17 protein-coding genes are annotated in these 18,087 nt (G+C 68.0%); 8 read left to right on the plus strand and 9 right to left on the minus strand.

Annotated elements, in window-relative coordinates:
• Window positions 1-25: 25 nt before the first annotated feature.
• Both ON41_RS03970 and ON41_RS03975 read left to right on the plus strand, forming a co-directional pair.
• On the plus strand, window positions 26-538 hold the full coding sequence (locus tag ON41_RS03970) for an ImmA/IrrE family metallo-endopeptidase (protein ID WP_040745226.1): 513 nt from the start codon (window positions 26-28) through the stop codon (window positions 536-538).
• Between the two features lie 13 nt (window positions 539-551).
• Window positions 552-1,577 (plus strand): hypothetical protein, encoded by a 1,026-nt coding sequence (locus ON41_RS03975; RefSeq protein WP_040745228.1) that lies wholly within the window; start codon window positions 552-554, stop codon window positions 1,575-1,577.
• Window positions 1,578-1,822: 245 nt separating this feature from the next.
• Here ON41_RS03975 and ON41_RS03980 read toward each other — a convergent pair whose 3' ends face one another.
• Both ON41_RS03980 and ON41_RS03985 read right to left on the minus strand, forming a co-directional pair.
• Window positions 1,823-2,239: a helix-turn-helix domain-containing protein gene (locus tag ON41_RS03980; protein ID WP_011207048.1), complete on the minus strand. Its 417-nt coding sequence runs from the start codon at window positions 2,237-2,239 to the stop codon at window positions 1,823-1,825.
• 360 nt (window positions 2,240-2,599) lie between these two features.
• Window positions 2,600-3,763, minus strand: a complete 1,164-nt coding sequence (locus ON41_RS03985) for a steroid 3-ketoacyl-CoA thiolase (RefSeq protein ID WP_040745230.1) — start codon at window positions 3,761-3,763, stop codon at window positions 2,600-2,602.
• Between the two features lie 92 nt (window positions 3,764-3,855).
• Between ON41_RS03985 and ON41_RS03990 the strand changes: the two genes are divergently transcribed.
• Window positions 3,856-5,157 (plus strand): cytochrome P450, encoded by a 1,302-nt coding sequence (locus ON41_RS03990; RefSeq protein ID WP_083905115.1) that lies wholly within the window; start codon window positions 3,856-3,858, stop codon window positions 5,155-5,157.
• Window positions 5,158-5,263: 106 nt separating this feature from the next.
• On the opposite strand, the gene ON41_RS03995 is transcribed toward ON41_RS03990, so the two are convergent.
• The 5 genes from ON41_RS03995 to ON41_RS04015 all read right to left on the minus strand — a co-directional run bounded on the left by ON41_RS03995 (window position 5,264) and on the right by ON41_RS04015 (window position 9,840).
• The gene (locus ON41_RS03995) at window positions 5,264-5,683 is read right to left on the minus strand and encodes a nuclear transport factor 2 family protein (protein ID WP_040745234.1); all 420 of its coding nucleotides are present in this window, start codon (window positions 5,681-5,683) and stop codon (window positions 5,264-5,266) included.
• Window positions 5,680-6,564: a TIGR03619 family F420-dependent LLM class oxidoreductase gene (locus tag ON41_RS04000; protein ID WP_040745236.1), complete on the minus strand. Its 885-nt coding sequence runs from the start codon at window positions 6,562-6,564 to the stop codon at window positions 5,680-5,682. Before ON41_RS04000 ends, ON41_RS03995 begins: the two co-directional genes overlap by 4 nt.
• Window positions 6,561-7,727 carry a thiolase family protein gene (locus ON41_RS04005; RefSeq protein WP_040745238.1) on the minus strand — a complete coding sequence of 389 codons (1,167 nt, stop codon included), beginning with the start codon at window positions 7,725-7,727 and terminating at the stop codon, window positions 6,561-6,563. Before ON41_RS04005 ends, ON41_RS04000 begins: the two co-directional genes overlap by 4 nt.
• Window positions 7,724-8,755 carry a thiolase family protein gene (locus ON41_RS04010; protein ID WP_040745240.1) on the minus strand — a complete coding sequence of 344 codons (1,032 nt, stop codon included), beginning with the start codon at window positions 8,753-8,755 and terminating at the stop codon, window positions 7,724-7,726. The genes ON41_RS04005 and ON41_RS04010 overlap by 4 nt, the downstream gene beginning before the upstream one ends.
• 89 nt (window positions 8,756-8,844) lie before the next feature.
• Window positions 8,845-9,840: a Zn-ribbon domain-containing OB-fold protein gene (locus tag ON41_RS04015; RefSeq protein ID WP_051160944.1), complete on the minus strand. Its 996-nt coding sequence runs from the start codon at window positions 9,838-9,840 to the stop codon at window positions 8,845-8,847.
• A gap of 98 nt (window positions 9,841-9,938) precedes the next feature.
• On the opposite strand from ON41_RS04015, the gene ON41_RS04020 reads away from it, so the two are divergent.
• The 4 genes from ON41_RS04020 (at window position 9,939) to ON41_RS04035 (ending at window position 15,476) form a co-directional block, all read left to right on the plus strand.
• Window positions 9,939-10,976: an LLM class F420-dependent oxidoreductase gene (locus ON41_RS04020; protein ID WP_040745242.1), complete on the plus strand. Its 1,038-nt coding sequence runs from the start codon at window positions 9,939-9,941 to the stop codon at window positions 10,974-10,976.
• Between the two features lie 30 nt (window positions 10,977-11,006).
• Window positions 11,007-12,548, plus strand: coding sequence for an acyl-CoA synthetase (locus tag ON41_RS04025; RefSeq protein WP_040745245.1), 1,542 nt, complete (start codon window positions 11,007-11,009; stop codon window positions 12,546-12,548).
• Between the two features lie 180 nt (window positions 12,549-12,728).
• The gene (locus ON41_RS04030) at window positions 12,729-14,375 is read left to right on the plus strand and encodes an acyl-CoA synthetase (protein WP_040745247.1); all 1,647 of its coding nucleotides are present in this window, start codon (window positions 12,729-12,731) and stop codon (window positions 14,373-14,375) included.
• Window positions 14,376-14,471: 96 nt separating this feature from the next.
• A complete protein-coding gene (locus ON41_RS04035; protein ID WP_051160945.1) occupies window positions 14,472-15,476 on the plus strand; it encodes a sigma-70 family RNA polymerase sigma factor in 1,005 nt (334 codons plus the stop codon).
• 53 nt (window positions 15,477-15,529) lie between these two features.
• Here ON41_RS04035 and ON41_RS04040 read toward each other — a convergent pair whose 3' ends face one another.
• Window positions 15,530-15,943 carry a VOC family protein gene (locus ON41_RS04040; RefSeq protein WP_040745248.1) on the minus strand — a complete coding sequence of 138 codons (414 nt, stop codon included), beginning with the start codon at window positions 15,941-15,943 and terminating at the stop codon, window positions 15,530-15,532.
• A gap of 153 nt (window positions 15,944-16,096) precedes the next feature.
• Here ON41_RS04040 and ON41_RS04045 point away from each other — a divergent pair, with 153 nt between their 5' ends.
• Complete coding sequence (locus ON41_RS04045; protein WP_051160946.1) at window positions 16,097-16,648, plus strand: AAA family ATPase; 552 nt, start codon at window positions 16,097-16,099, stop codon at window positions 16,646-16,648.
• Window positions 16,649-16,968: 320 nt separating this feature from the next.
• Here ON41_RS04045 and ON41_RS04050 read toward each other — a convergent pair whose 3' ends face one another.
• Entirely contained in the window at window positions 16,969-18,075 is a 1,107-nt protein-coding gene (locus ON41_RS04050) for an acyl-CoA dehydrogenase family protein (protein ID WP_040745250.1), read from the minus strand.
• Window positions 18,076-18,087 lie beyond the last annotated feature (12 nt).

Raw genomic sequence — 18,087 nt, forward strand, 5'->3', positions numbered from 1 at the left:
GACCGCGGGCATAAGGGGGCGACCGATGACTGAGAGTCGCGCACAGAGCGCCCGCTCCTATCGCCGGGTCGCGGCGGCCGTGGACGCGGTCTGCGCGGTGGCCGCCGATTTCGACGCCACCACCCTCGACGAGGTCGTCCTGGCCATCTCGGCCGAGCGTCGCCGACCGATCGAGATCGCCAGTGCCCAACTGGGTCCCGGTGTCTGCGGCCAGCGCCGCAGCTATCCGGACAAGGACGTGATCGTGCTCGCCGAGGCGCTACCCAGTCGCGAGCACACCCTCGCGCACGAACTGGGGCACATCGTCTTCGACCACCCCGGCGAGCCCGCGCCCGAGGTCACGCTCGAGGCCAGCGACGACCTGATCGCGTACATGCTCAGCCAGCGCGCGCATCAGCAGATCGTCGACGACGGCGAGGACGAGCAATGCGAGTGGGAGGCAGAGACCTTCGCCAGCATGCTCATGACCCGTCTGCGCGTATTCCACAACCGGGGCACGGGTGTCTCGGTCCTTCGATTCGACGAGGCGTTGGGATGACGGAGGTCGTGGCATGACGTTCTGGCTGACCGCCCTGCTGGTCTGGATGGCCGCCGGCGCACGCGTCGGGCGCGTCCTGGTGAAGCCCGCCACGACGGCGCGCGTCGCGATCGTGGTCGCCGTGGCCTCGGTGGCCGCGGCCGGCACGGTGATGATCCCCGAGGTCAGCGTGGCCCTGGACCACCTGGCGCCCAACGGTATTCGGGGCGACATGCTGGCCGACCGGATCCAGGTGGCGGCCTGGCTGCTGTTCGCCGTGGCGACCTCGGTGGTGGCCTCGGCCGCCTGGCCGATCGTGTCGCGGCGCAACCTGCGCCAGATCGCGGCCTTCATCTACGCCGGCGGACTGATCGCGATCGCGATCACCCTGGCCTGGTCGACCATGTTCGGCTGGGTGGTCACGCTCGTGGGCTGCGCCTTCATCGCGCTCACCGGGCTGCGCAACCTGGACTGGACGTCGCTGGGCCGCGGGATCGCGCTCTACACCTCCGGCACCATCGTGGTGGGAGTCCTGGCGGTGCTGTCGATCCGGCGCCTCGCCGTCGACTACCCGCCCGCCCGGCCCGGCGAGCCCGGCTGGTTCTGGCCCGCGTGGCAGGTCGCGAGCCTGCTGATCGCGTTCGGCGCGGTCTGGATCGTGATCGAGCTGTGGTGGCGAGCCCGCCTGCTGCTGCGGCAGATTCGGCCGCTGCACCGCACCATGGTCGGCCGGTTCCCGGAGGTCGTGGCCAAGGATCAGTCCGGATCCACCACGCAGCTGAAGGCCTCCGACCAGGTCGCCCAGATCATGGACGCGCTGTATCTGCAGTCGGGCGGGGGAGTGGAACTCGTGGCCGCGGGCCGACCGGCGGAGTCGATCACCGAACGGGCCGACCGCGTGGCGCGGTGGGCGCATCATCCCCTCGGGGATGTGGTGATCGATGCGCGCTGGATCATCCCGCCCGCCGGTATGAGTCCGCGCGGCTGGGTGCAGGCGATCGCCAAGGCCTTCGACACGATCCCGTCGGAACCGAAGAACGCCCCGGCTCGACGGGGCTGAATCACGCTGGGCTCGTCCGTGATCGGGCGAGCCGAATCACAGACGCCCGGTGTTCGCCCAACCGACCGGTCTGGCGGTGTGGATCACACGACGGGTGATGTGCCGCGCACGACTCGTCGCGCGGCGGCAGCACGAAGCGACGTGCGGGCACGACTGTGACCGAAGCGTCGAGCGCTTCGGTCACAGTCGCAAAACAAACACAGTGCGGTTCCGAGTCGCCGCACTGTGTTGTCTTGTGAGACTTGCTATTCCGTCCCGTCCGGTGGGATCTCGGGCAACCCTTCACTCGCCCGCAGTTTCTCGGCCATCGAGGTCAGGAGGTTCTGCGACTCTTCGGAGAGATCGAACGCCCTACTCGACAAACGACGCAGTCCATAGCCCTGCAGCTGGGACAGCAGCTCGAGATCATGATCGATCTTGGCCGCGTAGATGTCGTTGAAGAAGTAGTCGGGTTTGACCTTGAAGAACTTCGCCAATGCGGCCACCGTCTCATCGGACGGGTTGGTCCGCTGTCCCGACCGCAACTGCGAGAGATACGGTTTCGAGATCGGATGGCCAGAGGCCGTCAGCGCAGCCGCCACCTCGGCGTTGGTGTGCGGCTTACGCCCCGGGGGATGCACGGTTTCGAACAGCTTGTTCAGCCGCGCCGCGAAATCAGCCATTGTGAGCCGCCCAATTCCCTTCGCTGTACTAACAGTCGTTATCTCGGATACGTATCATTGATATTAGCGGCTGAGTAACTGAAAACCTACGCCTGATTCGCGATTTCCTTGAAGCTTCCAGGCACCCGGTTCGGGAACCGGGTGCGGCCGGTGCGTTTGCGGGCCACCGCAACGGTTGTTGGTAACCGCTGGTGGAGGCCGGTTCTGGCCCGTCGCAAGGGTCTTGCGTACCGGCCCTTCGGTAGCTTCAAGATAGCTGACATCTCATCGTTCCGTCTGTACCGTCTTTTGTGTGGCGTACGCCACGTTTGACGCTATAGGGGATGAAGATTCAACCGAGGTGCCCAAATGGCCGGGATGCTACACCCTCTCGATGATCGTCCCCGTCGCAAGTGCGCCACCGGCGCACATGAGGACCATCGCGACCGACTTGTCGGAACGTTCGAGTTCGTGCAGGGCCGTGGTGATGAGCCGGGACCCCGTGCTGCCGACCGGATGCCCGAGCGCGATGGCGCCGCCGTTGACGTTGACCCGGTCCAGGTCGGGCCGGTGCACCGAGGCCCAGGACAATGGTACCGAGGCGAAGGCCTCGTTGATCTCGAAGATGTCGATGTCGGACATGCTCATTCCGGACCGCTCCAGCAGTCGCGTGCACGCCTGCACGGGCCCGTCCAGGTGGAACTCCGGCTCCGCGCCGACCAGCGCCTGGGTGATGATCCGGGCCCGCGGGACCAAACCCGCACGCGCGGCGGCCTGTTCGTCCATCAGCAGCACCGCGGCCGCGCCGTCGGAGACCTGCGAGGAGGTGCCGGCCGTGTGAATACCGCCCTCCAGCACCGGCTTCAGCTTGGCCAGCCCCTCGCGGGTGGTCTCGCGCAGGCCCTGGTCCCGGTTGACGTCGAGCTTCTCGCCGGTGAGGGCGCCCTCCTTGTCGACCTGCGGCGCGGTGACCGTCAGCACCTCGCGCTCGAAGCGGCCCTCGGCCCACGCCTGGGCCGCCAGACGCTGTGAGCGGACGCCGAATTCGTCGATGTCGTCGCGGGTGATGCCGCGCCGCTTGGCGATTCGCTCGGCCGCCTCGAACTGGTTGGGCATATCGATGTCCCAGCTCGCGGGCCGGCGCGGCCCGGCGTTCTCGCCCACATTGGCGCCCAGCGGGACGTGGCTCATCGACTCCACGCCGCAGGCCACGCCCGCGTCGATGGCGCCGGCGGCGATCAGGCCCGCGATCAGGTGGTTGGCCTGCTGGGCGGATCCGCACTGGGCGTCGATGGTGGTGGCACCGGTCTGCCACGGCAGGCCCGCGTGCAGCCAGGCGGTGCGGGTGACGTTGTTGCCCTGCTCGCCGACCTGCATGACGGCGCCGCCGATGACCTGCTCCACCAGCGCGGGGTCGAGATGCGCCCGCTCGAGCACGCCGCGCTGGGCGGCGCCGAGCACCTCGGCGGCGTGCAGGCCGGCCAGCCAGCCGCCTCGTTTGCCGATCGGGGTGCGTGCGGCCTCGACGATGACGGGTGTGCCCATGTCATTCCTTTCGCGCAGAAACTGAAACAGGTTCTGCGAACATTCTGAGACTGATTATCCGCTCCTTCACTAGTTGTACCGCCTATGCTTCAATGTCGGTAGAACCTGTTTCAGTTAGTCGAAGGAGACAGCTGGTGGTAGACACGCGCCCCGCTCCCAACCTGCCCGACGGATTCGATGTCACCGACCCGGCGATATGGGAAGAGCGGGTGCCGGTCGAAGAGCTGGCGGAACTGCGCCGGAGTGCCCCGATCTGGTGGAATCCGAAGTCGCCCGAGGTCGGCGGCTTCCAGGACGAGGGCTTCTGGGTCGTCTCCAAGCATGCCGACGTCAAAGAGGTGTCGCGCCGCAGCGACGTGTTCTCCAACTTCGAGAACACCGCCATCCCGCGGTTCAACGACGACATCAAGCGCGAGCAGATCGACCTGCAGCGTTTCGTCCTGCTGAACCAGGACGCGCCGCAGCACACCCGGATGCGCAAGCTGATCTCCAAGGGCTTCACCCCGCGCGCGGTCAACGGCCTGCGCGAGGAGCTGTCCTCGCGTGCCCGCGGCATCGTCGAGGCCGCGGCGGCGTCCGGATCGGGCGACTTCGTCACCCAGGTGGCCTGCGAACTGCCCCTGCAGGCGATCGCCGAGCTGATCGGCGTGCCGCAGGAGGACCGCATGAAGCTGTTCCAGTGGTCCAACGACATGACCGGCTACGACGATCCCGAGTCGACCGCCGATCCGCTCGCCGCGTCGACCGAGATCCTCGGCTACGCCTGGCAGATGGCCGAGGCCCGCAAGGGTTGTCCGGCAAGCGATATCGTCACCGAGCTGGTCAACGCCGATATCGACGGCGAGGCGCTGACCTCGGAGGAGTTCGGGTTCTTCGTCATCCTGCTGGCGGTCGCCGGTAACGAGACCACCCGCAACGCCATCAGCCACGGCATGGTCGCCTTCCTCGAGAACCCCGACCAGTGGGAGCTGTTCAAGGCCGAGCGGCCCAAGACGGCGGCGGAGGAGATCATCCGCTGGGCCACCCCCGTGACCTCGTTCCAGCGCACCGCGCTCGAGGACACCGAACTGGCCGGCGTGCAGATCAAGCAGGGTGAGCGCGTGGTGATGGTGTACCGCTCGGCCAACTTCGACGAAGAGGTCTTCGAGGACCCGTACACCTTCAACATCCTGCGGGATCCCAACCCGCACCTGGCCTTCGGCGGCACCGGCGCGCACTTCTGCATCGGCGCCAACCTGGCCCGGCTGGAGATCGACCTGATCTTCAACGCCATCGCCGACCACCTGCCCGACATCTCCAAGCTGGGTGACCCGCGCCGGCTGCGGTCGGGCTGGCTGAACGGCATCAAGGAGTTCCCGGTGGACTACAAGGGTGGGTGCCCGGTGGTGCACTGACCCTCGTTGTTTCCGGCCAAAAGCGTGCCGGAAACAACGAGGGAGGGGAGGACGTGAAAGGGCGGGTACCGCATCGGTACCCGCCCTTCGGCTTTCGCGTGGCCGGTCAGGCCGGGCGCATGGTCTTCATGGCACGGTCGGTCTCCCAGAAGGCTCGCAGGGCCAGGATCTTCCCGGCGCTGTCGACCCGGTAGGTGAACACGCCCTCCGCGTCGATGATCTGACCGCCGATGTGGGTGCGGATCAGGCCGGTGAAGGCGACCTCGTTACCGCAGGCGAAGGAGTCGTCGAAGACGAACTCGATCGATTCGGTGGAAGCGATCGCCTTGTCCCAGAAGGCCCCGATGGCCTCGCGGCCGCGGTGCCCGACCCCCTCGGGATCGAAGACCGAGGGCCCGATCGGATCCTCGACGATCCCGTCGGCGGCGAACAGCTCCAGCCAGGCCGCCTTGTCGCGGGCCCGCACCGCCGCCTGCGAGGCCTTACCGGCCGCGCGGGCGGGGTGATCGGTCGTCGTGGTGCTCATGCGGGTACCCCGATCGGATCGGCGATGTACTGGTCGGCGAAGCGGCGCAGCGACTCCTGCTTGGCGGCGAGGTCGGCATCGAAGCCGAGGCCGTCGAAAACCCACGGCACCACGATGCTGTCGGTGACTCCCGCCGCCGCCAACTCGGAGTAGCCGGAGCGCCCGAAACGGTCGATACATACGACCTGGATTTCGAATGGCACGTCGCTCCGGTCGTATTCGGCGCGCAGCTCGGTGAGTTTGCCGATGGTTTTGCAGATGTCTTCGTATTTCATCATCGCCGAAGTCCAGCCGTCGCCGACTCGCGCGGCTCGACGCAACGCGGGCTCCGTATGGCCGCCGATGTAGAACGGTACCGGGCGCGCCGGTGCCGGACTCATCTGTAACGGCTCGAAATCGAAGAATTCACCGTGAAATTCGACCATCCCGCCCTCGAGTACACGTTTGATGATCTCGATCATCTCGTCCACCCGGGCGCCGCGACGCGCATACGGAACGCCGCACCATTCGAATTCTTCCGGGGCCCAGCCGATACCGACACCGAATCCGAATCGATCTCCGGTGAGCGCCGCGACCGATCCGACCTGTCGCGCGAGCAGCAGCGGCTGGCGGGAACCGAGCTTCAGCACGTTGGTGTAGAAGCGAATGTCGCTGGTCACGGCCCCCATCGCGGCGGCGGCGACGAGCGGGTCGACCCACGGGGTGTCCGGGGTCCAGAAGCGATTGCCGTCCGGTGTGTAGGGGTATTTCGCCGCCTGATCCTGCATATAGAACAGCGAATCCGGCAGCGCGATCGACGCGAATCCGCATTCTTCGGCGGTTTTCGCCAGCTCGGGCAATTGCTCGAGCGGGCTCATCGCGACCCCGAGTGAGAATTTCATGGACGCTCGCTCCCGACCACCCACATCGAGAAGTACTGCGAGCCGCCGCCGTACGCGTGCCCGAACGCCTTGCGCGCGTTCTCGACCTGGTAGTCCCCGGCGCGGCCCATGACCTGCTTGGCGGCCTCCGCGAAGCGGATCAGGCCCGAGGCGCCGATCGGGTTGGAGCTGAGCACCCCGCCCGACGGGTTGACCGGCAGTTTTCCGCCGATCTCGGTCTCCCGGGCGTCGGTGAGCTTCCAGCCCTCACCCTCGGGCACGAAGCCGAGGTTCTCCAGCCACATCGGCTCGAACCAGGAGAACGGCACGTAGATCTCGGCCGCGTCGATCTCCTCCAGCGGATTGGTGATACCGGCCTGCCGCCACAGCGCGGCGGCGGCGTCGCGCCCGGCCTGCGGGCTGACCTGATCGCGGCCGGTGTAGGCGAGCGGTTCGGTGCGCATGGCCGTGCCGTGCACCCACGCGACCTTCTTGCCCGACTCCTCGACCTTGCGGGCCGACGACTCGTCGCCGAGCACGACCGCGCAGGCCCCGTCGGAGGACGGGCAGGTCTCGTCGAACCGGATCGGATCCCACAGCATCTGCGAGGCCAGCACCGATTCCATGGTGATATCGCCCTGCTGCAGGTGGGCCAGCGGATTCTTCGCGCCGTTGCGGCGATCCTTCACCGCGACCATGGCGCCGATGTGCAGCGGGGCATTGGCGCGGCGGATGTAAGCGCGCACGTGCGGGGCGAAGTAGCCGCCCGCGCCCGCGCCCACCGGCTTGGTGAACGGAACCGGATTCGACAGCGCCCACATGGCGTTCGACTCCGATTGCTTCTCCCACGCCACGGCCAGCACCTTGCCGTGCACGCCGGCCTGGACGTGATTGGCCGCCACGACGCCGGTGGAACCGCCGACCGAACCGGCGGTATGCACGCGGAGCAGCGGTTTCCCGGTGGCGCCCAGGGCATCCGCCATGAACAGCTCGGGCATCATCGAACCCTCGAACAGGTCCGGCGCCTTGCCGACGACGACGGCGTCGATGTCGGCCATGGTGAGGTCGGCGTCGGCGAGGGCGCGATCGATCGCCTCCCGGCACAGACCGGCCATGGAGACGTCCGACCGTTTCGTCACGTGATGGGTTTGTCCGGTGCCGAGCACCGCGGCGAGGTTGGTCATCGTGCCTCCAGCTTGGCAACCAAGTTCTGTTGCAGCGCAGGGCCGCTCGCGGCGTGGGCGAGGGCGCGTCCGGCGTTGCCGTTCATGATTTCGGTCGCGGCGAAGCCGATGCGCTCCAGGCCGGCCGCGAACATCGGGTTGCCCGCGAGGGCGCCGCCCGAGGGGTTGATGCGAGTGCTGTCGCCGAGGCCCAGCGCCTGCTTCAGGATCAGCTGCTCGTGGCTGAACTGCGCGTGCAGTTCGGCCAGGTCGAATCCGCCTGTGTCCCCGTTGGTTACGGCCTTGGCCGCCGCGGCGGCCGACGGGGAGGTGGTCAGGTCGCGGGCGCCCAGGATCGGGGTGTCCACGCGGTGGACGATATCGGTCAGCCAGGCCGGCCGCTCGCACAGTTCGCGCGCCCGGTCACCCGAGGCCAGCACGATGGCGGCGGCGCCGTCGGTGATCGGGGCGATATCGTGCTCGCGCAGCGGATCGGCGACATACGGTGCCGCGAGCCGCTTTTCGATCTCCGCGTCGTCGGCGGCCGACACCGCGGCCATATCCCGCTCGGACCAGCGGCCCGTGTCCAGTCCGGCCCGCGCCTGCAGTCCCGCCATCGAGACGGCGTCCGGCCACAGCGGCGCGACCAGGTACGGGTCGGTCTGCATCGTGAGGACCTGGCGCAGTGTCCCGGCCGAGGGCTTGCCGAAGCCGTAGACGAGCGCCGTGGTCGCCTGCCCGGAACGCAGTTTCACCCACGCCTCGTACAGGGCCCAGGCGGCGTCCATCTCCACGTGCGATTCGTTGATCGGCGGCACCGCGCCGATCGAGTCGATCGCCGAGATGAACGAGAAGGCCCGTCCGGCAAGGTAATCGGAGGATCCCGAGCACCAGAAGTCGATGTCGGCCACGGTGATGCCGAGCTTCGCGTACAGCTGCCGGAAGCAGGGCGCCAGCATCTCGACACCGTTGGTGGTGCCGTAGGTCTCGGAGACGTGCGGTGCGTGGGCGAAGCCGACCACCGCGATGTCGGTCGTGTTGTTACTCAAGGTTTTTCAGCGCCTCTCAGTGTCATGCGGGACACCCGCACCCGGTCGGCCCAGCGCATGGGCTTCGCATTGTCATGCCCTGTGCCTCCTCAAAGGTGCTGCGAGAAGGTCTCGTAGTCGGCGTCGGGTTCGCCGGTGGGCTCGAAGTGCGAGATGTTGTCCAGACCCTCGTGGGTCCACTCCTCGCGGGGTTTCCAGGACGCCTTGACCCGCAGGCCCATTCGCACCTCACTGGCCTCGATGCCGAGCACCAGGTGCAGGAACGGGATGTCGGTGCCGTCGAGCAGCACGTAGGCGGCCACGTAGGGCGGCTTGATGCGCTGCCCCTGGAAGGGGACGTTCACGACGCAGAAGGTGGTGACGACGCCGGTGTCGGCGAGTTCCACGTAGTCCTCGGTCGGCTCGCCGTTGCGCGGGTCGGCGCCGCGCGGCGGGAAGTACACCTTGCCGTCCCCGGCGCGGGCGCCCAGCAGGCGGCCCTCGCCGATGGCCCGCAGGAATACCGTCTCCTGCGGCGACGCGGTGTGCTTGTAGCGCAGGTCGATCGGGGTCACGATGCCGGTGACCGGCTCGCCGCCCACGGATTCCGTTGGTGCGGTAGAGGTTTCACCGGGCTCGAAGGCGGCGATGTCGTGGATGTTGCCGGTGCGCTCGGCGGCCCAGCGGGCCCGCACCCGCATGCCGGTGCTGATGTCGGCGGTCGTGGCGACGTCGACCGCGTGCAGCAGTGCCGTATCCGCGCCGTCGAGCTTGATCAGCGCGTAGGCGAACGGGCGGTCGAAGGGCTGGCCCGGCAGCGGGTCGGCGACCCAGGACCAGCTCTGGACGGTGCCCACGTCGGCCACGTCGACGAAGTCGGTCAGCGGTTCGGCGGTGACCGGATCGTATTCTGCCGGTGGTACCAGCACCCGGCCGTCGGACCCGCGCACGCCGACGACGCGGCCGTCGCGCAATCCGGTCAGGAACCGGCCGATGGTCGGCCCGACCGAGCGGGTGTAGTCGAATTTCATGCGGAGTTCTGCGGCGAGCACGTCGGGTGCGGTTCCCGTTTCCGGCCCACTTCCTTCGGCGATTGTGCCGGTCATGGTGTTCCCCTGAGTCACGATATCGAGTAGAACAGGTTCTTATTCTGGTGGCAAGAGTAGCCCACCCGGAGGGTTTGCCCTCCGAGGAAGGATCGGTAATGCGTTTCGGATTGCAGCTCGGCTATTGGGGCGCGCAGCCGCCGTCCAACGCCGGGGAACTGGTGACCGCCGCGGAAGCGGCCGGTTTCGACGCGGTGTTCACGGCGGAGTCCTGGGGTTCGGACGCGTTCACGCCGCTGGCCTGGTGGGGGTCGCGGACGAGCAGGGTGCGGCTGGGCACCTCGGTGGTGCAGCTGTCGGCGCGCACCCCCGCGGCCACCGCCATGGCGGCGCTGACGATGGACCATCTCAGCGGTGGGCGGCACATTCTCGGCCTCGGCGTCTCGGGGCCGCAGGTGGTCGAGGGCTGGTACGGCCAGCCGTTTGCCAAGCCGTTGCAGCGGACCCGGGAGTACGTCGGGATCATCCGGCAGGTGCTCGCCCGGGAGGGAAAGGTGGTGAGCGAGGGACCGCACTTCCCGATGCCCTACAGCGGGCCCGGGGCGACCGGTCTGGGCAAGCCGCTCAAGCCGATCACCCACCCGCTACGGGCGGATCTGCCGATCTGGCTGGGCGCCGAGGGCCCGAAGAATGTGGCGCTGACCGCCGAGATCGCCGACGGCTGGCTGGCGATCTACTACACGCCGCGGCTGGCCGGGATGTACGACGAGTGGCTCGACGAGGGCTTCGCCCGCGCGGGTGCCCGCCGTTCGCGCGAGGACTTCGAGATCGCCGCGACCGCGCAGGTCATCCTCACCGACGACCCCCAGGCCGAACTCGACCGGCTGCGTCCGGTGATGGCGCTCTACATCGGCGGCATGGGCGCGGAGGAACTGAACTTCCACGCCCAGGTGTACCGGCGGATGGGGTACGGGGACGTGGTCGACGAGATCACCCGGCTCTTCCGGTCCGGGCGCAAGGACGAGGCGGCGGCCGCCGTTCCGGACGAGCTGATCCTCGACACCACGATCATCGGCGACGAGGCGCATGTGCGGGAGCAGCTGACGGTGTGGGAGCGGGCGGGCGTCACCATGCTGCTGATCGGTGTTCGCGACGCCGCGCAGTTCGAGCAGCTTGCCCCCCTTGTTCGTCAGTAGAACACGTTCTAGATTCGAGGGGTGACTTCGATGGAGCCGGCGCAGACGCTGGGATTGTGGAATATCGCTGCCACGGCGCCCGAACGGATCGCTGTCGTCGATCCGTCGGGCCGGGAGGTCAGCTACGGAGAACTCGCCGCGCAGGCCGACCGGTTCGCGCGCGGCCTGCGGGCGAAGGGGCTGCGCGCCGGCGATGTGCTGGTGTCGATGGTGCACAACAGCGCCGAGGCGCTCGCGGTGTACTTCGCCGCGTATCAGTCCGGGCTGTACATCGTCGCGGTGAACTGGCATCTCACCGGTCCCGAGGTCGCCTACATCCTCGGTGACAGCGAGGCCAAGGTGTTCATCGCCGACGAGCGCTTCGCCGAGGCCGCGCGCGTCGCCGCGGAAGAGGCGAAAGTTCCGGCGGAGGCACGCTTTTCGGTGGGGAAGGTCGAGGGCTTCCAGCCGCTGGAGGAGCTGGGCGCGAACGAGTCCGGTCGTCCCGACGACCGCACGACCGGCGCCCCGATGCTCTACACGTCGGGAACCACCGGGCGCCCCAAGGGAGTTCGGCGCCCGCTCACCGGCGCCGACCCGGATGTGGTCGGGCCGCAGGCGACCGGATTCTTCGGACTGTTCGGACTCCAGCCGTTCGACGACCACGTGCACATCTGCGGGTCGCCGCTCTATCACACCGCCGTGCTGAACTTCGCCTCCATCTCGATCCAGCTGGGGCACAAGGTCGTTCTGATGGACAAGTGGGATCCGGAGGAGATGCTGCGGCTGATCGACAAGCACCGCGTCACCCACAGCCACATGGTGCCCACCCAGTTCCACCGCCTGCTGGCGCTGCCGGAGGAGGTGCGCGCGAAGTACGACGTGTCCTCGCTGCGGTGCATGATCCACGGCGCGGCGCCGTGCCCGCAGGAGACCAAGCGCCGGATGCTCGAGTGGTGGGGCCCGGTCGTCACCGAGTACTACGCCGCGACCGAGGGCGGCGGCACGTCCATTTCGGGCGAGGAGTGGCTGCGCAAGCCCGGATCGGTCGGCAAGGCCTGGCCGTACGCCGTGGTGAAGGTGCTCGACGACGACGGGAACGAGGTCCCGCCCGGCGAGACCGGCACGGTCTACATGCGGATGGGCGGCTCCAACTTCGAGTACCACAAGGACCGGGCCAAGACCGAGGACGCTCGCGTCGGCGATCTCTTCACCGTCGGCGATATCGGGCACCTGGACGAGGACGGCTACCTCTTCCTGCACGACCGCCGCTCCGACCTGATCCTGTCCGGGGGCGTGAACATCTACCCCGCCGAGATCGAGGGCGAGCTGATCACCCATCCGAAGGTCGCCGACGTCGCGGTCTTCGGGATCCCGCACGCGGACTGGGGGCAGGAGGTCAAGGCCGTCGTCCAGCCGGCCGAGGGCGTCACTCCCGGCGACGATCTCACCGCCGAGCTGATGGCGTTCGCCGCCGCGCGCCTGGCCAAGTACAAACTGCCCCGCAGCATCGACTACCTGGACGAACTTCCCCGGGACCCCAACGGCAAGCTCTACAAGCGCAAGATCCGGGATCGGTATGTGACGGCGTAGCGCCCCCGGTCACGCCCCTGCCCGCCTGGTACTCGCCAGGCGGGCGTTCGGCGTTGTACCGCAGCGTCTTTCGCCGTTCCCCGGACACGGCGGCGGGTCGGCGGCTATCGTCACGGGCGAATTCGTAAACGGTGTTAATTGGGTCTTGTCAGGACCAAGAACACGTTCTATTTTTGTCCTGTGAGCTACAACATAGCGGACCTTGTCGAACACACCGTCGACCTCGTGCCGGACCGCGTCGCTCTGGCTGACGACACCCGTTCGGTGACGTACGCCCAGCTGGAGGACCGGACCAACCGACTCGCGCACTACCTGCAGGAACAGGGTGTCGGGCCGGGGGACAAGGTCGGCATCTACTCGCGCAACACGATCGAGGCCGTGGAGGCCATGGTCGCGGTGTTCAAGGCGCGGGCGGTGATGATCAACATCAACTTCCGATACGTCGAGAACGAGTTGCAATACATATTCGACAATTCGGACATGGTCGCGCTGATTCACGAGCGCCGCTACACCGACCGGGTGGCCGGCGTCCGGCCCACCACGCCGAAGCTGAAGACCGTCCTGGTCGTGAACGACGGCACCGACGCGCCCACCCCTGCCGACTCGGTCGACTACGAGGCGGCGCTGGCGGCGTCGCGGGGCGAGCGGGACTTCGGTGACCGGTCCGGCGACGACATCTTCATGCTCTACACCGGTGGCACCACGGGCATGCCCAAGGGCGTCATGTGGCGGCACGAGGACTGGTGGCGCGTGCTCGGGGGTGGCATCAACTTCGTCACCGGCGAGGCCATCCAGGACGAGTGGCACCAGGCCAAGACCGGCGCCGGCAACGCGCAGATGGTGCGCTACCCGATCCCGCCGATGATCCACGGCGGTTCGCAGACCGCGACCTTCCACGGCCTGTTCGACGGCGGTAAGACCATCATGCTGCCGGAGTTCAGCGGGCACGGGGTGTGGCAGGCGATCGATCGCCACACCATCAACCTGATCTTCATCACCGGCGACGCGATGGCGCGGCCGATGCTCGACGCGCTCAAGGCCGGCAACCCGGAAACCGGTGAGCCGTACAAGCATTCGAATCTGTGGGCGATGGCCAGCAGTGCGGCGCTGTTCTCGCCCGCGCTCAAGGACGAGTTCATCGAGCTGCTGCCGAACACCATGATCACCGATTCGATCGGCTCCTCGGAGACCGGCTTCGGTGGCCTGTCCGTGGTGTCCAAGGGCGCCACCCACACCGGCGGGCCGCGGGTGAAGATCGACGCCTCGACCGAGGTGCTCGACGAGGACGGCAATCCGGTGGTGCCCGGCTCCGGGCAGGTCGGCTTGCTCGCCCGCAAGGGGCATATCCCGGTCGGCTACTACAACGACCCGGTCAAGACCGCGGCGACGTTCAAGGAGTTCAACGGGATCCGCTACTCCATCCCCGGCGACTACGCCCGGGTGGAGGAGGACGGCACCGTCACCATGCTCGGCCGCGGGTCGGTGAGCATCAACAGCGGCGGCGAGAAGATCTACCCCGAAGAGGTCGAGGGCGCGTTGAAGTGTCACCCGGAGATCCTCGACGCGCTGGTCATCGGCGTTCCGGACGAGCGCTGGGGGCAGCGGGTGGCCGCGGTCGTGCAGTGCCGCTCGGGTAAGCGACCGAGCCTCGACGAGCTGCGGCCGGTGCTGACCAAGGAGATCTCCTCCTACAAGCAGCCGCGCAGCATCTGGTTCGTCGAGGAGATCAAGCGCTCCCCGGCGGGCAAGCCCGATTACAAGTGGGCGCACGCGCATGCGGAGTCCTGCGACGCCGACGAGGAAGCGCACGCGCCGACCACCAAGTGATCAGGGTGTACTCCTGTGGCATATGTCACGTTTGAGACGTGAATGCCCAGGGCTTCGGGCTGTTTCTTGTCGGTGCCCTGTGCCAGAGTGTCTGGCATGAGCAAGTCGGGCAGTTCCGTCGGCACCGCGGGATCGGAGATCACGCGCGAGGTGCTGGAGCAATTCGAGGGGTACCGGCGGGAGCTGTGCGCTTACGCCTACCGGATGCTGGGGTCCTCGTTCGAGGCCGAAGACGCCGTCCAGGACGCGTTCACCCGGGCGTGGAAGGCCTACGACTCGTTCGAGGGCCGGTCCAGCCTGCGGTCGTGGTTGTACAAGATCACGACCAACGTCTGCCTGGACATGCTGGACGGGCCGCAGCGGCGGGCCCGGCCGATGGACCTGTCGGGTCCGTCGAGTCCGGACAGCCCGCTGCCGCCGCCCCAGCCCGACTACGTCTGGGTGGAGCCGATCCCCAACGGTATGGCTTTCGGCGCCGACCCGGCCGAGCACGCCACGGCGAAGGATTCGCTGCGGCTGGCGTTCGTGGCCGCGGTGCAGCACTTACCGGCCACCCAGCGCGCGATCCTGATCATGCGCGAGGTGCTGCGCTTCTCCGCCAACGAGACCGCCGACATGCTGATGATGTCGCCGGCCTCGGTCAACAGCGCGCTACAGCGGGCGCGCGCCACCATGTCGAAGGTCCAGCCGAAGGAATCCGGCACCTACGACGAATCCGACGAGACTCAGCGCAAACTCGTCGACGGCTTCGTCCAAGCCTTCGAGGCGTATGACATGGACACCCTCACGTCCCTGCTCAAACAGGATGTGGCGCTGTCCATGCCGCCGTTCGAGCTGTGGATCTCCGGTCCCGAGAACGTCGCCCAGTTCATGCTCACCACCGGCCACGAGTGCGAGGGCTCCAAGATGGTCCGCCTGGAGGGCGCCAACGGCCTGCCCGCCTTCGGCCACTACAAGCCGACCGAGGAGCCCGGCGTCTACCGCCCGTGGTCGATCACTGTCCTGGAACTCGACGGCGACGAGATCAGCGGCCTCCACTTCTTCCTGGATACCGAGCGCATGTTCCCGCTCTTCGGCCTCCCGCCAGAGCTTCGGGCATAACCTCGCGCCGACACCCTCGGCACGCGTCGGAAACAAGATTGGGGCGGTGGTCCTCACCCCGGATAGGCCATATGGAAGGGCTCCCAGTGGTGCCCGTCCGGGTCGAGGAAGGCGCGGCCGTGCATGCCGACTTGGGCCTCCTCGGCGCGCTTGTCGGTGTTGATCTCCTCGGTGCCGCCCGCGGCGAGGGCGGCCTTGGTGAGGTCGTCGACCTCCTGCGCGCTGCTCAGCGACAGGGCGTAGACCGAGCCGGTGGTCGTGGTGGTGTCGGCGAGGGGGCGTGCGGTGAAGGTCGTGAAGAACGGCTTCACCAGCAGCATCAAGCAGATGTTGTCGTCGACGACGACGCAGGCGGCGTTGTCGTCGGTGAAATCCTGATTCACCTTCCAGCCCAGGGCCTCGTAGAAGGTCTTGGACCGGTCCAGATCGGTGACGGGGAGGTTGATGAAGATCATCTTGCTGGCCATGTCGGTCCCTTTCGACTGCGCAGTCGGCACGTGTACACCGATTCGGACGACCCGGGCCGGCGAAACTCATCGGAAGGTTGCAGACCGTAACGAAGTATCCGGTGCGCGAATATCGGGATGCGTGGACGGCCGGGTCGGCGCTACCGTCCGGCTATGGCCGATTCGGACGGCACCGGGACGCGCGGTGCGGCGGTATACCTGATCACCGGCATCCAGGCGGCCGGGAAATCCACGGTGGCCCAAGCGCTGGCCGAGCGATTCCCGCGCTCGGCGCACGTGCGCGGGGATGCCTTCCGGCGTTTCGTGGTCGGCGGCGCGGAGCCGATGTCACCCGAGCCGCCGCCCGAAGCGCTGGCGCAACTGCGGCTACGCCACCGGCTCGCCGCGCAGGCCGCCGACGGATACGCGGCCGCCGGATTCACCGCGGTCCTCCAAGACGTGGTCCTCGGCGAGTTCCTGCCGTACACGATCGAGCAGATCCGCACCCGCCCGCTGTACGCGGTGGTCCTCGCCCCGCGGCCCGATGCCATCGAACGTCGAGAGGCCGGGCGCGACAAGACCGCCTACGGGACCTTCACCGTCGCCGATCTCGACGGTGCGCTGCGTGCGGAGACACCCGACATCGGATTGTGGCTCGACTCCTCGGATCTCACGGTCGAGGAGACCGTGGACGAGATTCTCGCCCGCGCGGAGTCCCTGCCCTAGCCCTCGGCTCCCGTTGTCCCGGCATGCTTTTGGCCGGGACCCCGCAACGTCACCTGGGATTCCGGCCAAAAGCATGCCGGAAAATGAGGTAGCTGCGCCGGGTCGGCAATGAGGTAGCCGCGCCGGTCCGGCAATGAGGTGGCTGCGCCGGGCCGGTAATGAGGTGGCTGCGCCGGTCCGGTAATGAGGTGGCTGCGCCGGGCCGGTAATGAGGTGGCTGCGCCGGGCCGGTAATGAGGTGGCTGCGCCGGGCCGGTAATGAGGTGGCTGCGCCGGGCCGACCAAGAGGTGGCGGCCCGGCGGTCTCGTACTACCCCGCGTCAGCGGGGTTCGGCGAGGTGCGCACCCAAGGCCCGGAGGTGGTCCGTCGATCCGCCGAGGGCGAATTCGTTGTGCTTGGCGGCGGTGAAGTAGTTGTGTACGACGTGGTCTCGGTCGATGCCTACGCCGCCGTGGACGTGGACGACCGTGTGGGCGATGCGGTGGCCGGCGTCGGCGGCCCAGAACTTGGCGGTGTGGATCTCGGGGGTGGCCGGGAGGCCCTCCGCGAGCATCCAGGCCGCCTGGGTGACCGCCAAGCGCAGACCCTGGAGATCGACGTAACTGTCGGCCATCCGCTGCGCCACGGCCTGGAAGCTGCCGATCTTGCGGCCGAACTGCTCACGCTCGCGGCCGTATTCGGCCACCAGCTCCAGCGCGCGCTCCAGCGTGCCCAACTGCTGGGCGGCCAGGCCCAGCCAGCCGCGCGACAGCAGCCAGTCCAGGATCTCGCCACCGGATTCGACCGTGCCGACCAGTTCGGCCGGGGTGCTGTCGAATTCGAGTTCGGCCTCGGGGCTGCGGTCCACGACCTGCTGCCCGGTCACCCGCACGCTCGCGTCCGAGGGATCCACCAGGAAGACGGCCGGCGCGCCGGAGACGGTGGCCGACACCAGGATTCGGGACGCCTGCTCGGCGAAGGGCACGACGATCTTGGCCCCGGTCAGCCGCCAGCCGGCGCCGTCCGCGGCGGCGGTCGTGGTCGGCCGCGCGGGCTCCCAGTTGCGTTCCTCGGCCAGCGCCGCGGTCAGGATCGTCTCGCCCGCACCGGCTTTCGCGGCCAGCTCGCGCTGCGCCTCGGAGCCGAACTCCGCCAGCGCGCCCGCGCCCAGGACGACCGACCACAGATACGGCACGGCCGCGACGTACTTGCCCAGCTCCCGCAGCACCGCGGTCTGCTCCAGCACGGTCAGCCCGCTGCCGCCCACGGTCTCCGGCAGCGTCGCCGCCAGCACTCCGGTCTCACCCAGCGAACGCCACAGCGCGTCGTCGAAACGCACGTCCGCGGTGTCGAGTTCGCGCAGCCGGTCGGCGGTGACGAGCTTGCCGCACACCTCGCCGGTCAACCGGCCGAGATCCTGCTGGCCTTCGGTAGGCGTGAAATCCATTGTGTGTACCTA

It is taken from the genome of Nocardia transvalensis NBRC 15921 (assembly GCF_000308875.1).
Taxonomy (GTDB): Bacteria; Actinomycetota; Actinomycetes; order Mycobacteriales; family Mycobacteriaceae; genus Nocardia; species Nocardia transvalensis.